Below are 20,637 nucleotides of genomic sequence, written 5' to 3'. Positions count from 1 at the left end.
AGCAGGGCGAAACGCCTGAGCGGTTTACCGAGTTCGAGCGAGATGCAGTGGGCCGGCTGGTTGCCAAAGAGAACAGTGATGCTCGGCAGGATTACGAATACGACATCGCAGATCGCCTGCTCAAGATCCATCGCACGCCGACGTGGATTGGCAAGCGGATTGGGGTATCCGAAGAAACGTTGAACTACGAGTACGACATTCTCGGCCGCCTGGTAAAAGAGGCCACCACACAGGGCTGTCTCGGATACGAATATGACCCTCTGCATAACCTGACGACATTGACGCTGCCGGATGGTCGCAAGGTCAATCATCTGTATTACGGCAGCGGCCACTTGCACCAACTGAATATCGACGGCCAGGTCATCAGCGACTTCGAGCGCGATGATTTGCACCGCGAGGTGTATCGGACTCAGGGCAATCTCACTAGCTGTTTTGGTTATGACGCCATGGGGCGCAAGCAGTGGCATTACGCGACGACGGTGCCCAGCGAGAAGTTTTCGATGATTCCTGATGAGGTCAGGGAATACCTGTACATCGACCCACGCGCGGTGGTTAAGAGACGCTACAGCTACGACCCGGCAGGTGAGCTGATCAAGACGATGGATTTACTGCGAGGTGAGTTCACGTACGCGTACGAGAAGAATGGGCAACTCCATAGTCGTGACACAGGCAATTTCCTCGACAGTGAAGAGTTTCGCTACGACGCAGCAGCCAACCGGTTGAATCATGGCACCAGCCAGTTTGATCAGGTGCGGGAAAACCGCCTGAAGAAGCTCAGTGGCGTAGAGTTTGACTACGACCCGTGGGGCAATCTGATCACGAAATCGTCAGGGAACCACCTGGTCAATCAGCAGCGATTTGAATACGACGCCGAAAATCGGCTGGTCCATGCGCAGACGTGGGGGCAGGGGCACCTGGTGAGTGAGGGGTGGTATCAGTACGACTCGCTGGGAAGGAGGACCAAGAAGAAAGCGCAGGAGCAGGGGAGTGCAGAGCAAAAGGAGAAAGTGTTTTTGTGGCAGGGGTTGCGGATGCTGCAGGAGCAGACGCCCACCGCCCAGGTCTTGTATTTGTACGAACCCAATAGTTATGTGCCGTTGGCACGGATAGACGATACGGAGGGGCAGGAACAGAAGCGTTACTACTTTCATAACGACCAGATCGGCACGCCGTTGGAGATGACGGATGCTGAGGGTCGGATCGTGTGGCAGGCGACGTATCGGTCTTGGGGGGAGGTGCAGTCGCTGGCTGTAGGCGAGGTTGAGCAGAACCTACGGTTCCAAGGGCAGTACTTTGATATCGAGACGGAGCTGTACTACAATACTTTCCGATATTACGATTCACTCACCGGCAGGTTTACCACTCAAGATCCAATTGGCCTTGAGGGCGGTAATAATTTATATCGATATGTTCCAAATCCTACGGCTTGGATTGATCCTTGGGGGTGGGAATGCTGGAGTACTGCTCGTAAAAACTATTGGAAAGCTGAAGCCAAGGTGCCAAGTCAAACATATTCGCCTGCAAACATGGCGCGGATGAGTGACGGGAAGGCACCCAAGATGAAAGTAGAGGTGGTGTCGCGTATCACAGATATTAAATCGATTAAGGATGTTTCGTTGGAACTTCACCATGATGCTATTCCTCAACGGATAGGTGGCGCTGGCGTTCATGCTTCCTCCAATCTTCTATCGCTAACGCCTTGGGAGCATGAGGCAGTGGATTCTTTCAGACATGTGGGGTCTGACTTGGTGAGAGTTATTAGAGGAGTAGATGTGTGGTAAGCCAAAAATTTAGCTCAGTTGAAGAGATAGTTTGTTCTCAACCGTACAAAACGCTTCTATTAGACTTAGTAGGTGTTTTGAGTATTAAAGTTGATTCGGGCTATGAGGATATATTTATTAAGCTAGATACAGCTAAGCTTGAGAGGTCTGGGCTTTCAGTTGAGCAAGTATTGAACATTATAAATGTTGATTCGGGAAATATAAAAAAATATTCAATCAATAAATATTATGCTTTAAATGATGTGGCCGTACAGCAAGAGTATCCTGCCGGTCAAGAGCCCAGTGAGGACGATCGAGATGTTGAGGTGTCTGTGGGGAATTATACGCGAGGTTTTTTGCTGACAAATATAATTGAGTACATGCTTGCGACAGAAGGTTTGTCCGCGCTTCAGGATTATATTAAATTATCTAGGATTCCAAAGGCTAAAATTTATGCGCGCCAAGTGCTTAGTTTTTTAGGTAATTGATATGAGTGCTTTTTAAAAATTTTGGGTCCCGTGGATATTCACGGACTCGGAGAGATCGAACCTTTGGCCGAACGATTCGCTACCAGCACTTCACGACGCAGGTCAAACAAGTCAACTTTCCGGACGGCAGCACCTAGAAAGGCCAATACGACAACAAGGGCAACCTGATCGAGGAAAGGCTTTCTTGTGGCAGGGGTTGCGGATGCTTCAGGAGCAGACGCCTGCGGCTCGGATCTTGTATTTGTACGAGCCCAATAGCTACGCGCCGCTGGCTCGGCTAGACGATACGGAGGGGCAGGGGCAGAAGCGTTACTACTTCCATAATGACCAGATTGGCACGCCGTTGGAGATGACGGATGCTGAGGGTAGGATCGTTTGGCAGGCGACGTATCGGTCTTGGGGGGAGGTGCAGTCGCTGGCTGTGGGCGAAGTAGCGCAGAACCTACGGTTCCAAGGGCAGTACCATGATGGTGAGACGAGGCTGCATTACAATACGTTTAGGTATTATGATCCATCTACGGGTCGCTTTATTGCACAAGATCCAAAAGGTATTCTTGGGAGCTTCAATCTTTACGAGTATGCTAAAAGCCCTATCGGTTGGATAGATCCTTGGGGTTTATGCGCCGAAAAAGACTGGGGTGCATATTTCTCTCGCAAAACGGGGACGGTAGCTCCCGCTACGATGACCAGACCGCATGCGCATCACATTGTATTCAAAGGAAAGTTTACAAAGCTGCCGTTAATGCAGAAAGCCCTTGATAAAAGTCGTGCGGTGTTGGATAAGTACAAAATTGATCCTGCTTATGATCCTGCCGCTATGATGTGGGCAGAGAATAGGGGGCATAGTATATCTAATGCGCAAGCTGTAGCTAGTAAGTTAGAGGCTGCTGATAAATTGATAATGAGCAAGGATCTGCCGTTTAGTGATGCGGTAGAGAGTATGAAAGGTGAGTTGCAAAAAATTGGCGCTGAAGTATTTGGCGGTCATTAATTCTGGAGGTTTTTATGGATTGGTCTAGTTTTGAAAATAAAATAGTTGCTGCTGCGAAAGATGGTTTTTTGGCTATGCAAAAACAATACTTTGATGAAAGATTTTACGCCTTTGCACTCTATACTGATAGCGGTGCTATGACAGTAGTGTTAGCAGGTAACACGGTTCAGGCCCTCGATCGAAGCCTTGCGCAGCAAGCAGAAGAGGATCTGACTGATGAGACTATTGCTTATTTTAAATGGGCGGTGTCGGAGTGGGCCTATGAAGGGTGGGGAGCCGAGCTTCTTCAGTCAGTTTGTGAAGAACTAAGAAGCTCGATTGATCGGGATGATTTCGGAGATTTTGAACGGTGTCTTCATGGATCCATGCAGTCAGCTCTTCTTCGATTAAAAAATGATGGGGTTTTTAAAGTGGGTTCGGATCTAAAATCCCCTACTCTTTTTGTTGCGATTACTGATGACGATAGATCTGAAGAGCTTGAAAATAACAGTGCTCTGATATTGAACGATCGTGCTGCTGGTGAAGATTTTTTGAAGCGTTAGAAGTGAGTAAAATTATTGTCAATGGTGGGTTGCATCTCACGACTGGTGCCAGTGGGTCGTAAGCGCTACATGAACCCCACCTAACTCAATATGGGTGGCGCTCAGCTAGGGATTCTCCGAACAAGTCCCGGGTATGCGAAAATCGCCTGACCACCTGATCCGAGCCTCCCATGAGCCAGATGAGCTTTTCCGACTTCGAGAGCGCCGGCAAGCGCAAGCAAACCCGCCGCGAACGCTTCCTTGCCGAGATGGATCAGGTCGTGCCCTGGGCAGGTCTGCTCGGCCTGATCGAGCCGTTCTACCCCAAGGCTGGTGGCGGTCGAAAACCTTACCCACTGGAAACCATGCTGCGCATTCACCTGCTGCAGAACTGGTTCTCCCTCAGCGATCCGGCCATGGAAGAAGCGCTCTACGAAATCACGCCCATGCGTCAGTTCGCGCATCTGACACTGAGCGCGCCGATCCCTGAAGACACCACGATCATGAACTTCCGGCACTTGCTGGAGAAGCATCAATTGGCGCCTGCCATCCTCGCGGTCATCAACGGTTATTTGCAGGAAAAAGGCCTGTCACTGCGCCAGGGCACCATCGTCGACGCGACCATTATTCATGCCCCAAGCTCGACCAAAAACAAAGACGGCGAACGCGATCCCGAGATGCATCAGACCAAGAAGGGTAACCAGTATTTCTTCGGTATGAAGGCCCACATCGGCGCTGACGTTGAGTCTGGACTGGTTCATCACGTCCATGGCACTGCGGCCAATGTGGCCGATGTCACCCAAGTCGCCGAACTGCTCCACGGGGACGAAAACGCGGTCTATGCGGACGCAGGTTACACCGGTGTCGAGAAGCGGGAAGAGCACGAAAATCGTGACGTGATCTGGCAAGTCGCCGCCCGGCGCAGCACGTATTCCAAGCTGAACAAACGCAGTCTTTTGTACAAAGCCAAGCGCAAGATCGAGTACTGCAAAGCGCAGACACGTGCCAAGGTTGAGCACCCGTTTCGGGTCATCAAGCGCCAGTTTGGTTACGTGAAAGTACGCTTTCGGGGCTGATGAAAAACACGGCCCAACTGACCACGCTGTTCGCCCTGTCGAACCTGTGGATGGCTCGAAAACGACTGATGGGTTTGGGTGAGTTGCGCGCTTAACACGGGAAACCGAGCGGAAAAGGCTCTGCCGCACATTGCGTTATGCCGTTTTCAGAGAATAGCGCTGATTGCCTGGTGAATTACGGCCTACCCTCGCTGCGCGGCAAGTTGATCGGAGTATCCCTAAGGCCCCTACTCAGCAATATTCATCTGCGAACATGGAGCTTATGGCAAAAGGCAATGCTCCTCAAATGACAGTTGAAGTAATTAATCGAAAAACTAGGCTGCCAGAAGTGAAGGATGTAAAAATGGAGCTTCATCATCGAGATATACCCCAGCGATTAGGGGGGGATGGAGTACACTCCTCAGGTAATTTAGATGCACTAACCCCTTGGGAGCACGAGCTGGTTGATCCGTTTAGGCATACAGGTTACAACTTATCAAAAATTATTAAAGGATTAGATGTATGGTGAGTCTAGAAGAGGTTGTCAATTGGATAGATAGTGAGGTTTATGAGCGGCTGGTGGCGTTTGTTAGCAAAGAGCTGTCGCTAAAAGTAAATCATGATGCCGTTCCACATATAGTGTTGACGCATGATGTGAATGAGATAAATTTCTCTGATATCTCGATAGCCGAGCTTTCGGAAATTGGCAGTGATTATAGTTTTGTATGTGGTTACGTGTCGGCCAAATTAAATGTGATCGCGGGCAGTGAGGATGAGCAGGAGGGAAGGGACCAAGAGGAAGGGCCTGACCAGTTGATCGCTGTACTTCCATACTACAAAAATTTCCTGAATTTATATTTAGTTGAGTTGTATTTTCTTATCCATAATCCGGCCGGACTTGAGAAATATCTACAATTAATACGAATCCCAGGAGCAAAAAAATTTGCCAAGCAATTACGGTTGGCTTTTTCATTAGTTGTTGATAAATGAAAGTTTTGTTTGTCAAATTGAACCCCTGCTGAGCTGGTGGGGGGTAATACTGGCGTTCAGGACTCCTCAAAACTTTGATTCCTAACACCTTTGAAATATGAGGCAGTGGATGCGTGATGGGAGAAACAACTGAGTGCAATACTTCCCCCTCACGCAAAGCGCGGAGAATCCTATATTGAACTAAGCATCGAGAAACGTATTATCGATTCAAGCGGAATGCTACCCTGAGCCTGAGCCTGAGCCTGAGCCTGAGCTTGAGCGCAAGCCTGCCGGCGAAGTGCTTCGCATCAAACAGCCCGACGGCACGCAGGAAACCTTTACCTACAATGCCGTGGGCCAAGTCCTCACACACACCGATGGCAGGGGCAGACCGTCCAACTGCGCCGCAACGAGCGCGGCATGCCAGTGGGGCGGCGTGATGCCCAAGGTAACCGGCTGGGCTACGAATACGACAAGGCGCTGCGCTTGACGGCGTTGGTCAATGAAAATGTGGTGCCCTACAAGTTTGCCTACGACGACTCCGACCGGCTGATCGAGGAAATCCGGGTCGATAACCTGACCCGACGCTTTACCTACAACCTTGGCGGGCACCTGACCCGGCTGGATGAAATCGGGTATGGCGAACAGGGCGAGCGGCCTGAGCGCCACACCGAGTTTGAGCGGGACAAAATCGGTCGATTGGTTACCAAGGAAAACAGCGACGCACAGTTGAAGTACGAGTACGACAGTGCGGATCGACTGATGAAGATTGAGCGTGTACCTACTCAGGTAGGCAAGCGCATCGGCGTCAGTGCTGAAGCCCTGAAGTACGAGTACGACCTGCTGGGCCGCTTGGTGAAAGAGGCCACCGCACAAGGAGATCTCGGATATGAATATGACCCTCTGCATAACCTGACGACACTGACATTGCCAGATGGCCGCCAGGTCAACCATTTGTACTACGGCAGCGGCCACCTGCACCAACTGAATATCGACGGTCAGGTCATCAGCGACTTCGAGCGCGATGACTTGCATCGAGAGGTCTATCGCACTCAAGGCAAGCTCACCAGTTGCTTTGGCTATGACGCCATGGGCCGCAAGCAATGGCAGTACGCGACGACGGTCCCCGGTGAAAAGCTGTCGATGACTCGGGATGACGTCAAGCAGGTGTTGTTCAAGGATCCCCGGTCTGTGGTGGAGCGCCAGTATCGCTACGACTCGGCCGGAGAACTGATCAAGACCCTTGACTCGTTGAGAGGCGAATTCAAGTACGAGTACGAGAAAAACGGGCAGTTGCACGGGCGTGAGACGGGTAATTTCCTGGAAGGCGAAGAGTTCCGGTACGACGCGGCGGCCAACCGTTTGAACCATGGCACGAGCCAGTTTGATCAGGTGCGGGACAATCGGCTTAAGACGCTGAGCGGGATGCAGTTTGATTACGATCCGTGGGGCAACCTCGCGACGAAATGGTCGGGGACGAACCTGGTCAATCAGCAGAAGTTTGAATACGACGCAGAGAACCGGCTGGTTCATGCGCAGACGTGGGAGCTGGGGCATCTGGTGAGTGAGGGGTGGTATCAGTACGACTCGCTGGGGCGGCGGATCAAGAAAAGGGCGCAGGAGAAGGGGAGCACGCAGGTCGAGGAAAAGGCTTTTCTGTGGCAGGGGTTGCGGATGCTTCAAGAGCAGACGCCTGCGGCTCGGATCTTGTATTTGTACGAGCCCAATAGCTAGGCGCCGCTGGCTCGGCTAGACGATACGGAGGGGCAGGGGCAGAAGCGTTACTACTTCCATAATGACCAGATTGGCACGCCGTTGGGGATGACGGATGCTGAGGGTAGGATCGTTTGGCAGGCGACGTATCGGTCTTGGGGTGCAGTCGCTGGCTGTGGACGAGGTAGCGCAGAACCTTCGGTTCCAAGGGCAGTACCATGATGGTGAGACGAGGCTGCATTACAATACGTTTCGGTATTATGATCCGGGAACAGGTTGCTATACGACGCAGGATCCGATTGGGCTAAGCGGGGGAGATAATCTATATAGTTATGTCTCTAACCCCACTGCTTGGATAGACCCCTGGGGATGGCACTACTCGGGAAGCACATGCCAAGGCAATATTCAGTAGGCGATATAGCCCAGAGAATGTATTGAGTGAGCGATATTTGAGGAACTCTGGAGGTAGAATTGTTAAAGATCCTTTGACGGGTGAGGGACGACGAATAGATTTTGTAATCAAGCAAACAGACGGTACTGGTTTTGCAAAAGAAATAACGAGTCTTACCGCAGATAAAACTGGGCAGCTGCTCAAAGAAGAACGCATTCGTGAAGCAGGAGGGTTATTTGTTCGAGACCCAAAAACTAAACAGCGTTTGCAAGTTTCTGATGTTTCCGCAGTAGTTAGAGCTCGGTGAGGTTGATAAGATGGAAGAAATAGAGTTTACCCTTTGCAGTGTGCCTATGCTTATGAGTAGGAATAAAAGCTCAGAATATCAGGAGCGCATGCTTATAAAGCTTGATGTTTTGATGCGGTTTTTAAAAGATAATGAATTGATTCTGGATAATCCGTTCGAAATATCGGGCGCACTAAATACTCAGTTTGTATTAAAAAAATCGGGCGCGGACCCTAAGTGTGTGGAGCTTTTCAAGAAGGTTATACCCGCGTGGTTTGCCTTTCTAGATAAAGGGGGGGATCCAAAAAATATGAGTAGGTTAGAGAAAGGATTGGCGAAGATGGTTTGAGTTTTATTCTTTATCAGTCGTGGGAGATATACGGCGCAGGATCTGATTACCACCAGCGGTGGGTGGTGGGGGGTGTCAGAAATTTTGTGTTCGGGCCTAACATGAGCAAGAGGTGCATGTATGCCAACCAAAAAGAAATCTGAGCGTCAACCGGTGCGGGAGCTGCCGAAGCTTCCAAAGGAACTGCTGGATCAACTCCCTGAAACGCTGATGACCGCTGAGGCCATCGAAGAGGCTTCTGCGGCCTTCAAGAAGGCGCTGATCGAGCGAGCCCTAAATGCCGAGCTTGGCTACCACTTGGGTCATCCGTCGGGCGCGCAGCGTCCGGAGGATGAAACCAACCAGCGCAACGGCAAGAGCGCCAAGACGGTGCTCACTGGCGATGGCCCGATACGCCTGGATATTCCGCGCGACCGCGACGGCAGTTTCTCACCGATTCTGATTCCCAAGCATGAGCGCCGGTATACCGGTTTCGACGACAAGATCATTGCCATGTATGCCCGTGGCATGACGGTCAGAGAGATCCGTGCGTTTCTTTCTGAGCAGTACGGTACGGACGTCTCGCCCGATTTCATCAGCTCTGTGACCGACGAGGTCATGGAAGAAATTGGCGCGTGGCAACAGCGCCCGTTGGAACCGATGTACCCCGTTATTTTCTTTGATGCCCTGCGGGTCAAAATCCGCGAGGAAGGCCTGGTGCGCAACAAGGCCATTTACCTGGCGTTGGGCGTTTTACCCGACGGAACGCGCGATATCTTGGGCATTTGGATCGAAAATACCGAGGGTGCGAAGTTTTGGATGAAGGTGTTCAACGACCTCAAGACGCGTGGCGTCGAGGACGTGCTGATTGCTGTGACCGATGGCCTCAAGGGCATGCCAGAGGCCCTCAGCGCGGTGTTTCCAGAAACAACACTGCAGACATGCATTGTACATTTGATCCGCAACAGCCTGGACTACGCGGCTTGGGACAAGCGGCGAGCACTAGCCAAGGCGCTGAAGCCGATTTACCAGGCCATCAACGCACAAGCAGCGGAGCAGGCATTGGATGAATTTGAAAACGGGCCCTGGGGCAAGCAGTACCCAACGGTCGTGGCCGCCTGGAGACGCGCTTGGGATCGAGTGATTCCATTCTTTGTTTTCCCGCCCGCCATCCGGAAGGTGATCTATACCACCAACGCGATCGAGAGCATCAATGCTCAGTTACGCAAGATCATCAAGACCCGCGGCCACTTCCCGAACGACGACGCAGCCACCAAACTGATCTGGCTGGGGCTACGAAACATCACGGCGACCTGGGGTTCTGCAGCCCATGACTGGAAAAATGCGATGAATCAATTTGCGATTCTGTACGGGGATCGGTTCATCAGGCCGACCTGGTGAACATCAGGGCCTGCCTGACGACAGGCCATTATCGGCCCGCACACAAAAAATCTGACAGTCCCAGCAAGCTCGGTCCTACGCAACCTGTGCAGGACCGAGCGTGCTCGGGAACAACGGATCAACCGCGTTTTTTCTTTTTCATCACGGCCAACTCGAACAACAACACCGAGCGCCCGGTGACCTGATAGCTGTCGCCGAACTGGAAGGCGTCGCCCGGCTCCAGCTCGGGTTGATTGGTGTCCAGTTGCAGCTTCCAGTTCTGCCCCTGGGGCACTTCCGGCAGGACGAAATCCACCACATCGAAGTGCGCGTTGACGATCACCAGCAGCGAGTTCTCGCCCCCGGCGCGGCGGATACCGCTGGGCTGCGCGCGGCCGTCCAGCAGGATGCCCATGCAGCGGTTGCCGCCGTCGTCCCATTGTTCCTGGCCCATTTCCTGGCCGTTGGGCTGAATCCAGCTGACGTCCTTGATGTCCAGCTGCTCGTTGTACATGCCGGTGAAAAAACGCCCGCGCCGCAGCAGCGGGTAGCGTTTGCGCAAGGCGATCAGGTACCGGGTGAACTCCTGGAGCTCAGCGCTCTTGTCGCTGATGTCCCAGTTGACCCAGCCGATCTCGCTGTCTTGGCAATAGGCGTTGTTGCTGCCGCCCTGGGTGCGGGCGAATTCGTCACCGGCCAGCAGCATCGGTGTGCCTTGGGCAAGGAACAGGGTGGCCAGCAGATTGCGCATCTGTCGGTAGCGCAGCTCGATGATTTCCGGGTCGTCGGTCTCGCCTTCGACGCCGCAGTTCCACGAGCGGTTGTCCGAGTGGCCGTCGCGGTTGTCTTCGCCATTGGCTTCGTTGTGCTTGTCGTTGTACGACACCAGATCGTTGAGGGTGAAGCCGTCGTGGGCGGTGATGAAGTTGACCGAAGACGACGGTTTGCGCCCGCGCTGGTTGAACTGATCACCCGAGGCCAGGAATATCTTGGCGAAGTCGCCGAGAAAGTCATCGTCGCCTTTCCAGAAGGCCCGGGAGATGTCGCGGAACTTGTCGTTCCATTCCATCCAGCCCGGCGGGAAGTTGCCCACTTGGTAGCCACCCGGGCCGCAGTCCCACGGCTCGGCGATGAGCTTGACCTGGTTGAGGGTCGGGTCCTGGCGGCAGGCGTCGAGAAAGCCGCCGCCTTCGTCAAAGCCGTGGGGCTCGCGGCCGAGGATGGTGGCCAGGTCGAAACGGAAACCGTCCACGCCCATCTCGGTGCTCCAGTAGCGCAGCGAGTCGGTGACCATCTGCAGCACGCAGGGGTGGCTCATGTTCAGGGTGTTGCCGGTGCCGGTGTCGTTGATGTAGTAACGGGCATCGTCGGGCATCAGGCGGTAGTAGTTGGCGTTGTCGATGCCCTTGAGCGAGAGGGTCGGGCCCATCTCGTTGCCTTCGGCGGTGTGGTTGTAGACCACATCGAGGATGACCTCCAGGCCGGCCTTGTGCAGGCGCGAGACCATGACCTTGAATTCACCGATGGACGGCCCGGCCATGTAGCGGTCGTGGGGGGCGAAGAAGGCCAGAGTGTTGTAACCCCAGTAGTTGCGCAGGCCCTTTTCCAGCAGGTGATTGTCATCAAGGAAGTAATGGATCGGCATCAACTCGACCGAGGTCACGCCCAGGGATTTGATGTACTCGACCACGTCGCTTTCGTGAAAAGCGGCGAAGGTACCGCGCACCGCTTCCGGCACACTGGGGTGCTGCTTGGTGAAACCGCGCACGTGGGTTTCATAGAACACGGTGCTGTCCCATGGCACATTCGGCTTGGGTGTGGCACCCCAGGTGAACGCAGGGTCGATGACCCGGCAGCGCGGCATGAAGGGCGCGCTGTCGCGCTCGTCGAAGGACAGGTCGGCGTCCTCGTGGCCGATGATGTAGCCGAACAAGGCGTCATCCCACTTCAGCTCGCCGACGATCTGCTTGGCATAGGGGTCGATCAACAGCTTGTTGTGGTTGAAGCGATGGCCGTTCTGCGGCTCGTAGGGGCCATGGACCCGATAACCATACAGAGTGCCGGGGCGCGCATCGGGCAGGTAGCCGTGCCAGATCTCGTTGGAAAATTCCGGCAGTTCGATGCGTTCGATTTCTTCCTTGCCCTCGGCATCGAACAGGCACAGCTCGACCTTGGTGGCGTGGGCCGAGAAGATCGCGAAATTCACCCCCGAGCCATCCCAGGTTGCGCCCAAGGGGTAGGGTTGGCCTTCCTGCACACGCGATTGGGTCTGGTTCTGGAACTCGGGAGCGTTCGAGGTCCCGGCGTCGGGCTTCGTTGAGGTCATAGGTCAAAAACTCGCGATAAGAGGTGCCAATCGCGGCAAGAGGCCGCGAGCGCCGGACGAACGCCGCGCAGTTAATAGAGGGGGTGGGCGCGTGACAGTTCAGAAAATTTACAGTGGCGCGCGCCGTGGGTGACGCCGCCTGGTCGAAATGACGTAAATTGCCTTCCCCCCATAAAACTGAAAAAGAGGGACCTATGTGGACCACCAGCGCCCTGGTGATGCTCGCCGCCGTACTTCATGCCAGTTGGAACGCCCTGCTGCACGGCAACACCGACCGATTTCTATCCATGGCCTGGATGAGCCTGGCCATCGTCGCCGTGTCGACGGTGGTCATCCTCGTCTTGCCGTTGCCTGCAGCGGCGGCCTGGCCCTACATCATCAGCTCCGGGCTGGTGCACATCGTCTACAACGTCAGCCTGGTGCGCGCCTATCGCACCACTGATCTGGCCCAGGCCTATCCGATTGCGCGGGGTTCTTCACCGCTGCTGGTGACTCTGGGCGCGGCGCTGTTCGCCGGTGAGGCGGTGGGGCCCTTGCATGGGGTCGGTGTGCTGCTGATCAGTGCCGGTATCCTCGCCCTGGCCGTGCAGGGCCGGCACCTGTCCCGTGGCGGGGCGCTGGCGGCGTTGGTCACCGGTGCGACCATTGCGTTGTATACCGTGATCGACGGGGCGGGGGTCAGGGTGTCTGGCGGTCACGCCGAGGGCTATACGGCGTGGATGTTCGTGTCCTACGCGAGCATGCCGTTGCTGTTCATCCTGCGGCGAGGGTGGTGGGCACTGTGGCGGCCGGTGCGCACGGCGCCAAAAGCGCTGATCACCTCGATGGTCGGCGGCCTAGTGTCCATCGCCGCCTACGGGATCGTGATCTGGGCCTTGCAAACCGGCGCCATGGGCGCGGTCTCGGCGCTGCGCGAGACCAGCGTGGTGTTTGCGGTGTTGATCGGGCGGGTGTTTCTGGGGGAGGCGGTGAGCGCCGGGCGTTGGGCCGCTTGCCTGGTGGTGGCGGTGGGGGCGGTGCTGCTGGGCTTGTAGACGCCAGGGGCCGCGAAAGGCCCCCGGCCAAGCGTTACTTCAGGCTGTTCATGTCAATCACGAACCGATACTTCACATCACCGGCAATCATCCGTGTGAACGCTTCGTTGATGTTCTGGATATCCAGCATCTCGATGTCGCAGCTGATCCCGTGCTCGGCGCAGAAATCCAGGACTTCCTGAGTTTCTGCGATGCCGCCGATCAAGGAGCCGGCCAGTACGCGGCGTTTCATGACCAGGTGGGCGGCGTGCACCGGCGGGTCCACCGGCTCGATCAGGCCGACGAGGATATGCACGCCATCGAACGCCAGGGTGTCCAGGTAGGGGTTGAGGTCGTGCTGCACCGGGATGGTGTCCAGCAGGAAATCGAAGCGCCCGGCAGCGGCGGCCATCTGCGCGGCGTCGGTGGACACGATCACGTGGTCGGCACCCTGGCGGCGGGCTTCTTCGGCCTTGCTGGCCGAGCGGGTGAAGAGGGTCACTTCGGCGCCCATGGCCTTGGCGAACTTGATGCCCATGTGACCCAGGCCGCCCATGCCGAGTACGCCGACCTTGTCACCGGCTTTCACGCCATAGTGCTTGAGCGGCGAGTAGGTGGTAATGCCGGCACAGAGAATCGGCGCTGCCGAAGCCAGGTCCAGACCGGCGGGAATGCGCACCACGAAGTGCTCGCTGACCACGATGCTGTTGGAGTAGCCGCCCATGGTGTTGCTGCCATCGACCCGGTCCGGGGTGGCGTAGGTCATGGTCGGGCCTGCCAGGCAGTACTGTTCCAGGTCCGCCTGACAGGCCGAGCACTGACGGCAGGAATCCACCATGCAGCCGACACCCACGACGTCGCCGGCCTTGTAGCGAGTGACGTTGCTGCCTACGGCGGTGACCTTGCCGACGATCTCGTGACCCGGCATCAGCGGGTACACGGCAATGCCCCATTCGTTGCGTGCCTGGTGAATATCGGAGTGGCACACGCCGCAGTAAAGGATCTCGATGGCCACGTCGTCGGGCCGCGGGCTGCGGCGCTCGAAGGTCATCGGGGCCAGTGGGGCGGTGGCGGATTGTGCGGCGTAGCCAATGGCGGTGTACATGCAGACCTCGCAAGCAGAAAAAATCGAAGGGCCATTGTCCGCCAGGGGGCGATTGGCGGCCATGAACATTCCTCCGGCTGTCATGCCCGATCCTCCGGTTGTGTGACCTGGGGCCTGTCGCAGCGGCCGATATCTGCGAAGATAGCCATGTCCAATCCTCCGCTCGGGTCACCCATGCTCACGCTCCACCATGATGCCAACGCCAGCCTGTGCGCGCTGATCCAGCCGCTGGCAACGCGCCCCGGTTTTGTCGACACCCTGCTGCCGCAAGTCCAGGTGCTCAGCTGGGATCATTACGTCGCCAGCAGCCCGCAGATCTACGAGCCGAGCCTGATGATTCTGGCCCAGGGCAGCAAGCTGGCCCGCCTGGGGCCCCGGACGCTGGAGTACGGCGCCGGGCATTACCTGGTGCAGGCCTTGTCGGTGCCCTTCATGTGCGAAACCTTTGCCACCCCTCAAGAGCCGCTCTACGGCGTGGCCGTGGCCATCGACCGTCTGGTGCTGGGCGAACTGGTGGAGGCGATGGGGCTGGAGCCGGCCCGTGGCGCGCAGTTGCAGACGCCGGAATCCATGACCTCGGCTGAACTGGACCAGGCCATGCGCGACAGCGTCGAGCGCTTGCTGCGCTGCCTGCACGATCCGCTGGAGTGCCAGGTGATGGGCCGCGCGCGGGTGCGTGAAGTGCTGTATGTGGCGCTGCGTGGGCCGCAGGCCGGGGTGCTCCAGGCGCTGGTGGAGCAGCAAGGCCACTTTGCCCGGATTGCCTCGTCCCTCAGCTACCTGCGCGAACGCTATGCCGAACCCTTGAGCGTGGAGCAACTGGCTCGCTGCGCGAACATGAGTGCGTCAACCTTTCATGAGCATTTCAAGCGCAGCACCCTGCTGTCGCCGGTGCAATACCTCAAGCGCCTGCGCCTGCTCAAGGCCCAGCAGATGCTGATCGGAGAAGGTCTGGGCGTGGCCCAGGTGGCCCATCGGGTCGGCTACCAGAGCACTTCGCAGTTCAGCCGCGAATACAAGCGCTATTACGAGCGCAATCCCGGCGACGAGGGCCGTGCTCAGCGTCTGTGAATCTCGTGGTGGAGCCAGCGGAGAAAGGCGTCCACCGGCGGCGTCTGCTCCTTGCCGGGAGCGCATAGAAAGTGGTAGCCGCTGTGGGTGTCGAGGTCTTCGGGCAACAGTTTTTCCAGCTTGCCGCTGTCCAGCTCGTCGGAGAGGTGGGAGGTGCGCGCCATGGCCACGCCCAGGCCGCGTACAGCGGCCAGCACCGCCATGCTGCTGTGGGGCACCGTCAGCGCGCGGTCGACTGGGGCGAGGGGCAGGCCGTGATGCGCCAGCCAGGCCTCCCAGGAAGGGGCGCGGGAGGAGCCGCCGTTGAGCATACTGCGGGCGCGGAAAATCAGCGGATATTTCAACACATCGGCCGCGCACTCGGGGCGTCCCAAGGCCGCAATCAAGTTCGGGCTGCACACCGGGAACATCTGTTCTTCGAGCACGAATTCACTGTAGAGCCCCGGCCACGCATGAGACTCGGGACCGATCTTCAACGCCACCTGCCCGTGGCTGGCGTCGAAGCGGGCCAGCTCTTCGTTGGCCAGCTTGATGTCGACGTGAGGCCATTGCGCGGTAAAGCCGCCGAGCCGCGGCAGCAGCCAGGTATTGGCAAAGGAGTCATGCACGAAGATCTCCAGGGTGACCGGGCGCACCCCTTCTTTCGCGCATTTGTCTTGCAGGCCGGTGAGCTCGCGAAAGAAGCGTCGAGCCATGGGCAACAGTTCGACGCCAGCATCGGTCAGGCTCATGGCACCGGCATTGCGCTCGAACAGCGGGCTGCCGATGGCCTCCTCCAGCTGCTTGATCTGATGGCTGATGGCGCTCTGCGTCAGGTGCAGTTCGGCGGCCGCCTGGGAAAAATTCAGGTGCCGGGCACAGGCTTCGAAACCCTTGAGCGACACCAGTGACGGGAGTTTGCGGGCGGCCATCGGCGCGGCTCCAAAAAGGCTCATGGGGTATGAATTCGTTTCACTCACGGGGCCTGCAGCGGCCACTCTAGAATGGCCGCCTGATGGGTATTCAGCGGGTTTGGCCATGACAATGCAAGACGCTTCGCACACAACCGCTCGCCGTCGCACGCTGGTCGCGGCCTGCCTGGCCCACGCGACCCACGACGGTTTGAGCGATCTGGTGTATGCCTTTCTGCCGTTCTGGCAGGCGCATTTCGGGCTCAGCTACACCGCGCTCAGCCTGCTGCGCAGTGCCTACAGCCTGACCCTGGCGGCGTTACAGATTCCGGCGTCGTCGGTGGCCATGAAGCTGCCGCGCCCGCACTATCTGCTGGTGGGCGCCACGGCGGTGACGGGCCTGGGTTGGTGGCTCGGCGGGTTGACCGACAGTGTCCTGCTGCTGGGCCTGGCACTGGTGATCTCGGGGATTGGCGCCAGTACTCAGCACCCCATTGCTTCGGCGATGGTCTCGCGGGCCTATGGCCGCGACGCAAAGAAGCCGCTGGGCATCTACAACTTCGCCGGTGACCTGGGCAAATCGCTGTTGCCGGCGAGTGCGACCGTGTTGTTGACGTATACGTCCTACACACATGCCGTGACGGTGTATGCCGGTCTCGGCGTGTTGTCGGCACTGGTCATGTGGCGGCTGTTTCGCGCTGCTCCCGGGCGTAACCCTCAGGCCAGCCCGATCGCCGAACAGCCTCGTCACGACGTCCGTGACAACCCGGTGGCCTTTTACGCACTGCTGGCCACCGGCATTTTCGACAGCGCCGTGCGCATGGGCTTTCTGACGTTTCTGCCGTTCATCATCAAGGCCAACGGCGGCTCCATGGCGCAGACCGGCGTGGCCTTGACGCTGGTGTTCATCGGCGGGGCAGTGGGCAAGTTCCTGTGTGGCTGGCTGTCCGAATCGCTGGGGTTGATCCGTACCGTGTTCACCACCGAACTGGCGACGGCGGGGTTGATTGCCGTGGTGCTGTTGGCGCCGCTGACGGTGGGGCTGATTGCCCTGCCGCTGCTGGGGGCGGTGCTCAACGGCACGTCCTCGGTGTTCTATGGGGCAGTGGCGGATGTGGTGGAGTCGTCGCGACTGGAGCGGGCGTTTGCGATTTTCTATACCGGCACCATTGGCTCCGGGGCCTTGGCGCCGGTGTTGTATGGGGGGGTGGGGGATCATCTGGGGGTGACGGTGGTGACTTTGGTGATTGCCGGGACGGCGGTGTTGACCTTGGTCCCGGTTGTGGTTTTTGGGGTGCGGACCCGGGCCTCGTTCCCGAGCAAGCTCGGTTCTGGACTACCCCTGTAGGACCGAGCGCGCTCGGCTAGCCCAGAACCCCCCGTCGTGCCAGATTCCGCATCAACGCACCGACCCCGAACGCCCAGACCGGCGCCTGGTCACTGCCGGTCACCCGGTTATGCAGCGCACCCAGCAGCGGCGAGGAAATACTCACCACGTCCCCCTCCTTGTGGGTAAACCCCTGGCCCGGTTGATCGCGGTCATCGACAGGGGCGAACAGGGTACCGAGAAACAGCACGAACCCGTCCGGGTACTGGTGGTTGCGGTTCAAGGTCTGGCCAGCGAGGTCGGCCGGGTCACGGCTGATCTGGCTCATGGAGCTTTTGCCGTTGAGCACGTAGCCTTCCTGGCCCTCGACCCGAAGGGCGACGTCGCAGCGGCGTACATCATCGAGATTGAAGTGTTCGTCGAACAGGCGAATGAACGGCCCCAGGGCGCACGACGCGTTGTTGTCCTTGGCCTTGCTCAGCAGCAGTGCGCTGCGCCCTTCGAAGTCGCGCAGGTTGACGTCGTTGCCCAGGGTCGCGCCGTGGATGCGTCCGCGGCTGTCCACCGCCAGCACCACTTCCGGCTCCGGGTTGTTCCAGCTGGAGCCGGGGTGCACGCCGATGGCGCTGCCGCTGCCGACGGCGGCCATGATCGGCGCCTTGGTGAAGATCTCCGCGTCCGGGCCGATGCCCACTTCCAGGTATTGCGACCACATGTTCTGCTCGATCAACACCTGCTTGAGGCGCATGGCCTCGGGGGATCCAGGGCGCAGGTCGCGGAGATTGTCACCGATGACTTCCTGCACCAAGGTGCGGATCTGTTCGGCGCGCTGCGCGTCACCACCGGCTTTTTCTTCGATGACTCGCTCGATCATGCTGGCGGCAAAGGTCACCCCGGCGGCCTTGATCACCTGGAGGTCGGCGGGCGCCAACAGAAAGGGCTGGCCGACGTCGCGCTGCTCGCCGCTGTTGCTCAGCAGGCTGGCCAGGCTGCCCAGTGAAACACCGTCCGCCTGGCGCACGGCCTCGACCGGCGCCTCGCTGTCCAGCACCAGGCTCAAGGTGGCGAAGTGTGCGGTGATGTCCAGCACCTCGCCGTCGCGAATGACCACCACGGCCGGCCCGGCGAGGGCGCCGGGCAGCCAGACCCGGCCCACCAGAGTCGCCCGTTGCCAATCGGCCGGCAGGCTGTTGTCGAGGGTCAATTGCAGCGTTTGCATAGGTTGATCCTTTTAATCAGTGGGAATGGCGAGGCGGGCCGTTTTCCGGAATGACCCGCCAGTACAGGGTCGCCGGCTCCAGGCAGCCACCCGTGGACAGTTGCCCGACCAGTTGCCGGTATAGCTCCTGCCACGGGGTCTGCGAAGGGGCGAGGGCGGGCAAGGGCTCCTGGCGGCGCACGTCGAGCTCGGCGTCGTCCACCAACAGGTTGACGCTGCGGGCGTTGAGGTCGATGCGCAGGCGGTCGCCCGTGCGCAGCAGTGCCAGGCCGCCGCCAACGGCTGATTCCGGGGACATGTTGAGAATCGACGGGCTGGCCGAGGTGCCGCTCTGCCGGCCATCCCCCAGGCAGGGCAAGGCGTCGATACCGGCCTTGATCAGCGCCGAGGGCGGCGCCATGTTCACCACCTCGGCGCTGCCGGGGTAGCCCACGGTGCCGCAGCCGCGGATCACCAGAATGCAGCGGTCGTCGATGTCCAGCGCCGGGTCGTTGATCCGCGCTTGATAGTCTTCCGGGCCGTCGAAGACAATGGCCCGCGCTTCCCAGCAGTTGGGCTGTTGCGGGTCGCTCAGGTAGGTGCTGCGAAAGGCCTCGCCCACCACTGACATCTTCATGATCGCGCTGTCGAAAAAGTTGCCGCTGAGGACGATGAAGCCGGCGCGGTGCTTGAGTGGCTCTTCATAGCTGCGGATCACGTCACGGTCACCGGTGACAGCATCAGCGACAATCTCGCCCATGCTGCGCCCGCTCACCGACTGGCAGTCGCGGTGCAGGCGGCCGACCTTGTCCAGCTCGTGCATCACCGCCGGTACGCCGCCGGCGCGGTGGAAGCTTTCACCCAGGTACTCGCCGGCCGGCATGCAGTTGACCAGCAAGGGCACGTCTTCGCCGACCCGTTGCCAGTCTTCCAGGGACAGGTCGATGCCGCTGTGGCGGGCGATGGCGATCAGGTGCGGCGGGCAGTTGGTGGACGCGCCCAAAGCCGAGGCCACGGCAATGGCGTTCTCGAACGCGGCGTGGGTCATGATCTGCGAAGGCCGCACGTCGTCGCGCACCAGGTCGACGATGCGCAGGCCGGTGGCGTAGGCCATCTGCCCGCGCTCGCGGTAAGGCGCGGGGATGCTGGCGCAGCCGGGCAGGGACATGCCCAGCGCCTCGGCCAACGCATTCATCGACAACGCCGTGCCCATGGTGTTGCAGTGGCCCACCGAGGGTGAGGCGGCAGTGGTCAGGGTCATGAAGCCTTCGTAGTCGATTTCGCCGGCGCTGAGCAGGTTGCGCGCATGCCACAGTACCGTGCCGGAGCCGATGCGCTGACCCTTGTGCCAGCCATCGAGCATCGGCCCGCCGGACAGCACGATGGACGGCAGGTCAGTGGTGGCAGCGGCCATCAGGCACGCCGGGGTGGTCTTGTCACAGCCGGTGGTCAGCACCACGCCATCGAGGGGGTAGCCGTGCAGCACTTCCACCAGGCCCAGATAGGCGAGGTTACGGTCCAGCGCCGCCGTCGGCCGGCGGGTCTGTTCGGCGATGGGGTGGACGGGAAACTCCATGGGAATGCCGCCGGCGTCGCGAATGCCGTCCTTGACCCGCTTGGCCAGTTCGATGTGATGGCGGTTGCAGGGGGTCAGGTCGCTGCCGGTCTGGGCAATGCCGATGATCGGCCGCCCGGACTGCAACTCGGCACGGGTCAGGCCCTGGTTCATGTAGCGCTCGACGTAGAGCGCGGTCATGTCGGCGTGGCTGGGGTCGTCGAACCATTCCTGGCTGCGCAGGCGACGGGGGGGCGTTTGAGTCATGAC

At 58.4% G+C, this 20,637-nt stretch carries 16 protein-coding genes and 2 pseudogenes; 13 read left to right on the top strand and 5 right to left on the bottom strand.

The genetic code is table 11. The features are described from left to right. The 10 genes and pseudogenes from HB675_RS23165 to HB675_RS23115 all read left to right on the top strand — a co-directional run. Positions 1–1,781 (top strand): RHS repeat-associated core domain-containing protein (locus HB675_RS23165; RefSeq protein ID WP_213881486.1); only part of this gene is annotated, 1,781 nt, incomplete at its 5' end. Next, complete coding sequence (locus HB675_RS23160) at positions 1,775–2,248, top strand: hypothetical protein (protein WP_213881485.1); 474 nt, start codon at positions 1,775–1,777, stop codon at positions 2,246–2,248. The genes HB675_RS23165 and HB675_RS23160, both read left to right, overlap by 7 nt. Positions 2,249–2,405: 157 nt before the next feature. Then, positions 2,406–3,239: pseudogene (locus HB675_RS23155) on the top strand (RHS repeat-associated core domain-containing protein); the annotation flags it as partial. Between the two features lie 14 nt (positions 3,240–3,253). After that, entirely contained in the window at positions 3,254–3,781 is a 528-nt protein-coding gene (locus tag HB675_RS23150; protein ID WP_213881483.1) for a DUF4303 domain-containing protein, read from the top strand. 170 nt (positions 3,782–3,951) lie between these two features. Next, a protein-coding gene (locus HB675_RS23145) for an IS5 family transposase (RefSeq protein ID WP_256737659.1) occupies positions 3,952–4,931 on the top strand; the annotation gives its coding sequence in 2 pieces (ribosomal slippage) (positions 3,952–4,834 and positions 4,834–4,931; 981 coding nt in all). Between the two features lie 406 nt (positions 4,932–5,337). Beyond that, a complete protein-coding gene (locus HB675_RS23140; protein WP_213881482.1) occupies positions 5,338–5,805 on the top strand; it encodes a hypothetical protein in 468 nt (155 codons plus the stop codon). 188 nt (positions 5,806–5,993) lie between these two features. Next, positions 5,994–7,867 (top strand): annotated as a pseudogene (locus HB675_RS23130) (RHS repeat-associated core domain-containing protein); the annotation flags it as partial. A gap of 64 nt (positions 7,868–7,931) precedes the next feature. Continuing rightward, on the top strand, positions 7,932–8,195 hold the full coding sequence (locus tag HB675_RS23125; RefSeq protein WP_213881480.1) for a hypothetical protein: 264 nt from the start codon (positions 7,932–7,934) through the stop codon (positions 8,193–8,195). Between the two features lie 10 nt (positions 8,196–8,205). Then, positions 8,206–8,523, top strand: coding sequence for a hypothetical protein (locus HB675_RS23120; RefSeq protein WP_213881479.1), 318 nt, complete (start codon positions 8,206–8,208; stop codon positions 8,521–8,523). A gap of 120 nt (positions 8,524–8,643) precedes the next feature. Next, a complete protein-coding gene (locus HB675_RS23115) occupies positions 8,644–9,903 on the top strand; it encodes an IS256 family transposase (protein WP_213881478.1) in 1,260 nt (419 codons plus the stop codon). A 118-nt stretch (positions 9,904–10,021) separates the two neighbouring features. Here HB675_RS23115 and glgX read toward each other — a convergent pair whose 3' ends face one another. Further along, on the bottom strand, positions 10,022–12,208 hold the full coding sequence (gene glgX / locus HB675_RS23110; protein WP_213881477.1) for a glycogen debranching protein GlgX: 2,187 nt from the start codon (positions 12,206–12,208) through the stop codon (positions 10,022–10,024). A gap of 194 nt (positions 12,209–12,402) precedes the next feature. Between glgX and HB675_RS23105 the strand changes: the two genes are divergently transcribed. Next, positions 12,403–13,242, top strand: a complete 840-nt coding sequence (locus HB675_RS23105; RefSeq protein WP_213881476.1) for a DMT family transporter — start codon at positions 12,403–12,405, stop codon at positions 13,240–13,242. A 34-nt stretch (positions 13,243–13,276) separates the two neighbouring features. Here the strand turns inward: HB675_RS23105 and HB675_RS23100 are convergent, their stop codons facing one another. After that, entirely contained in the window at positions 13,277–14,326 is a 1,050-nt protein-coding gene (locus HB675_RS23100; RefSeq protein ID WP_213881488.1) for an NAD(P)-dependent alcohol dehydrogenase, read from the bottom strand. 174 nt (positions 14,327–14,500) lie between these two features. Between HB675_RS23100 and HB675_RS23095 the strand changes: the two genes are divergently transcribed. Next, positions 14,501–15,397, top strand: a complete 897-nt coding sequence (locus HB675_RS23095; protein ID WP_213881487.1) for an AraC family transcriptional regulator — start codon at positions 14,501–14,503, stop codon at positions 15,395–15,397. Here HB675_RS23095 and HB675_RS23090 read toward each other — a convergent pair. Beyond that, positions 15,385–16,332 (bottom strand): LysR substrate-binding domain-containing protein, encoded by a 948-nt coding sequence (locus tag HB675_RS23090; RefSeq protein ID WP_213881475.1) that lies wholly within the window; start codon positions 16,330–16,332, stop codon positions 15,385–15,387. The genes HB675_RS23095 and HB675_RS23090 overlap by 13 nt on opposite strands. 82 nt (positions 16,333–16,414) lie before the next feature. On the opposite strand from HB675_RS23090, the gene HB675_RS23085 reads away from it, so the two are divergent. Further along, positions 16,415–17,635 carry an MFS transporter gene (locus tag HB675_RS23085; protein ID WP_213881474.1) on the top strand — a complete coding sequence of 407 codons (1,221 nt, stop codon included), beginning with the start codon at positions 16,415–16,417 and terminating at the stop codon, positions 17,633–17,635. Between the two features lie 16 nt (positions 17,636–17,651). Here the strand turns inward: HB675_RS23085 and HB675_RS23080 are convergent, their stop codons facing one another. Together HB675_RS23080 and HB675_RS23075 are read right to left on the bottom strand one after the other, a co-directional pair. Then, the gene (locus HB675_RS23080; RefSeq protein WP_213881473.1) at positions 17,652–18,833 is read right to left on the bottom strand and encodes a fumarylacetoacetate hydrolase family protein; all 1,182 of its coding nucleotides are present in this window, start codon (positions 18,831–18,833) and stop codon (positions 17,652–17,654) included. A 16-nt stretch (positions 18,834–18,849) separates the two neighbouring features. Continuing rightward, positions 18,850–20,634 (bottom strand): IlvD/Edd family dehydratase, encoded by a 1,785-nt coding sequence (locus HB675_RS23075; protein ID WP_213881472.1) that lies wholly within the window; start codon positions 20,632–20,634, stop codon positions 18,850–18,852. Between the last annotated feature and the right edge of the window lie 3 nt (positions 20,635–20,637).

The sequence above is a fragment of the Pseudomonas sp. dw_358 genome, from assembly GCF_018449655.1.
GTDB lineage: Bacteria > Pseudomonadota > Gammaproteobacteria > Pseudomonadales > Pseudomonadaceae > Aquipseudomonas.
The sequence above is the reverse complement of the archived record's forward strand: the minus strand, read 5'-3'. Positions and strand labels throughout refer to the sequence as shown.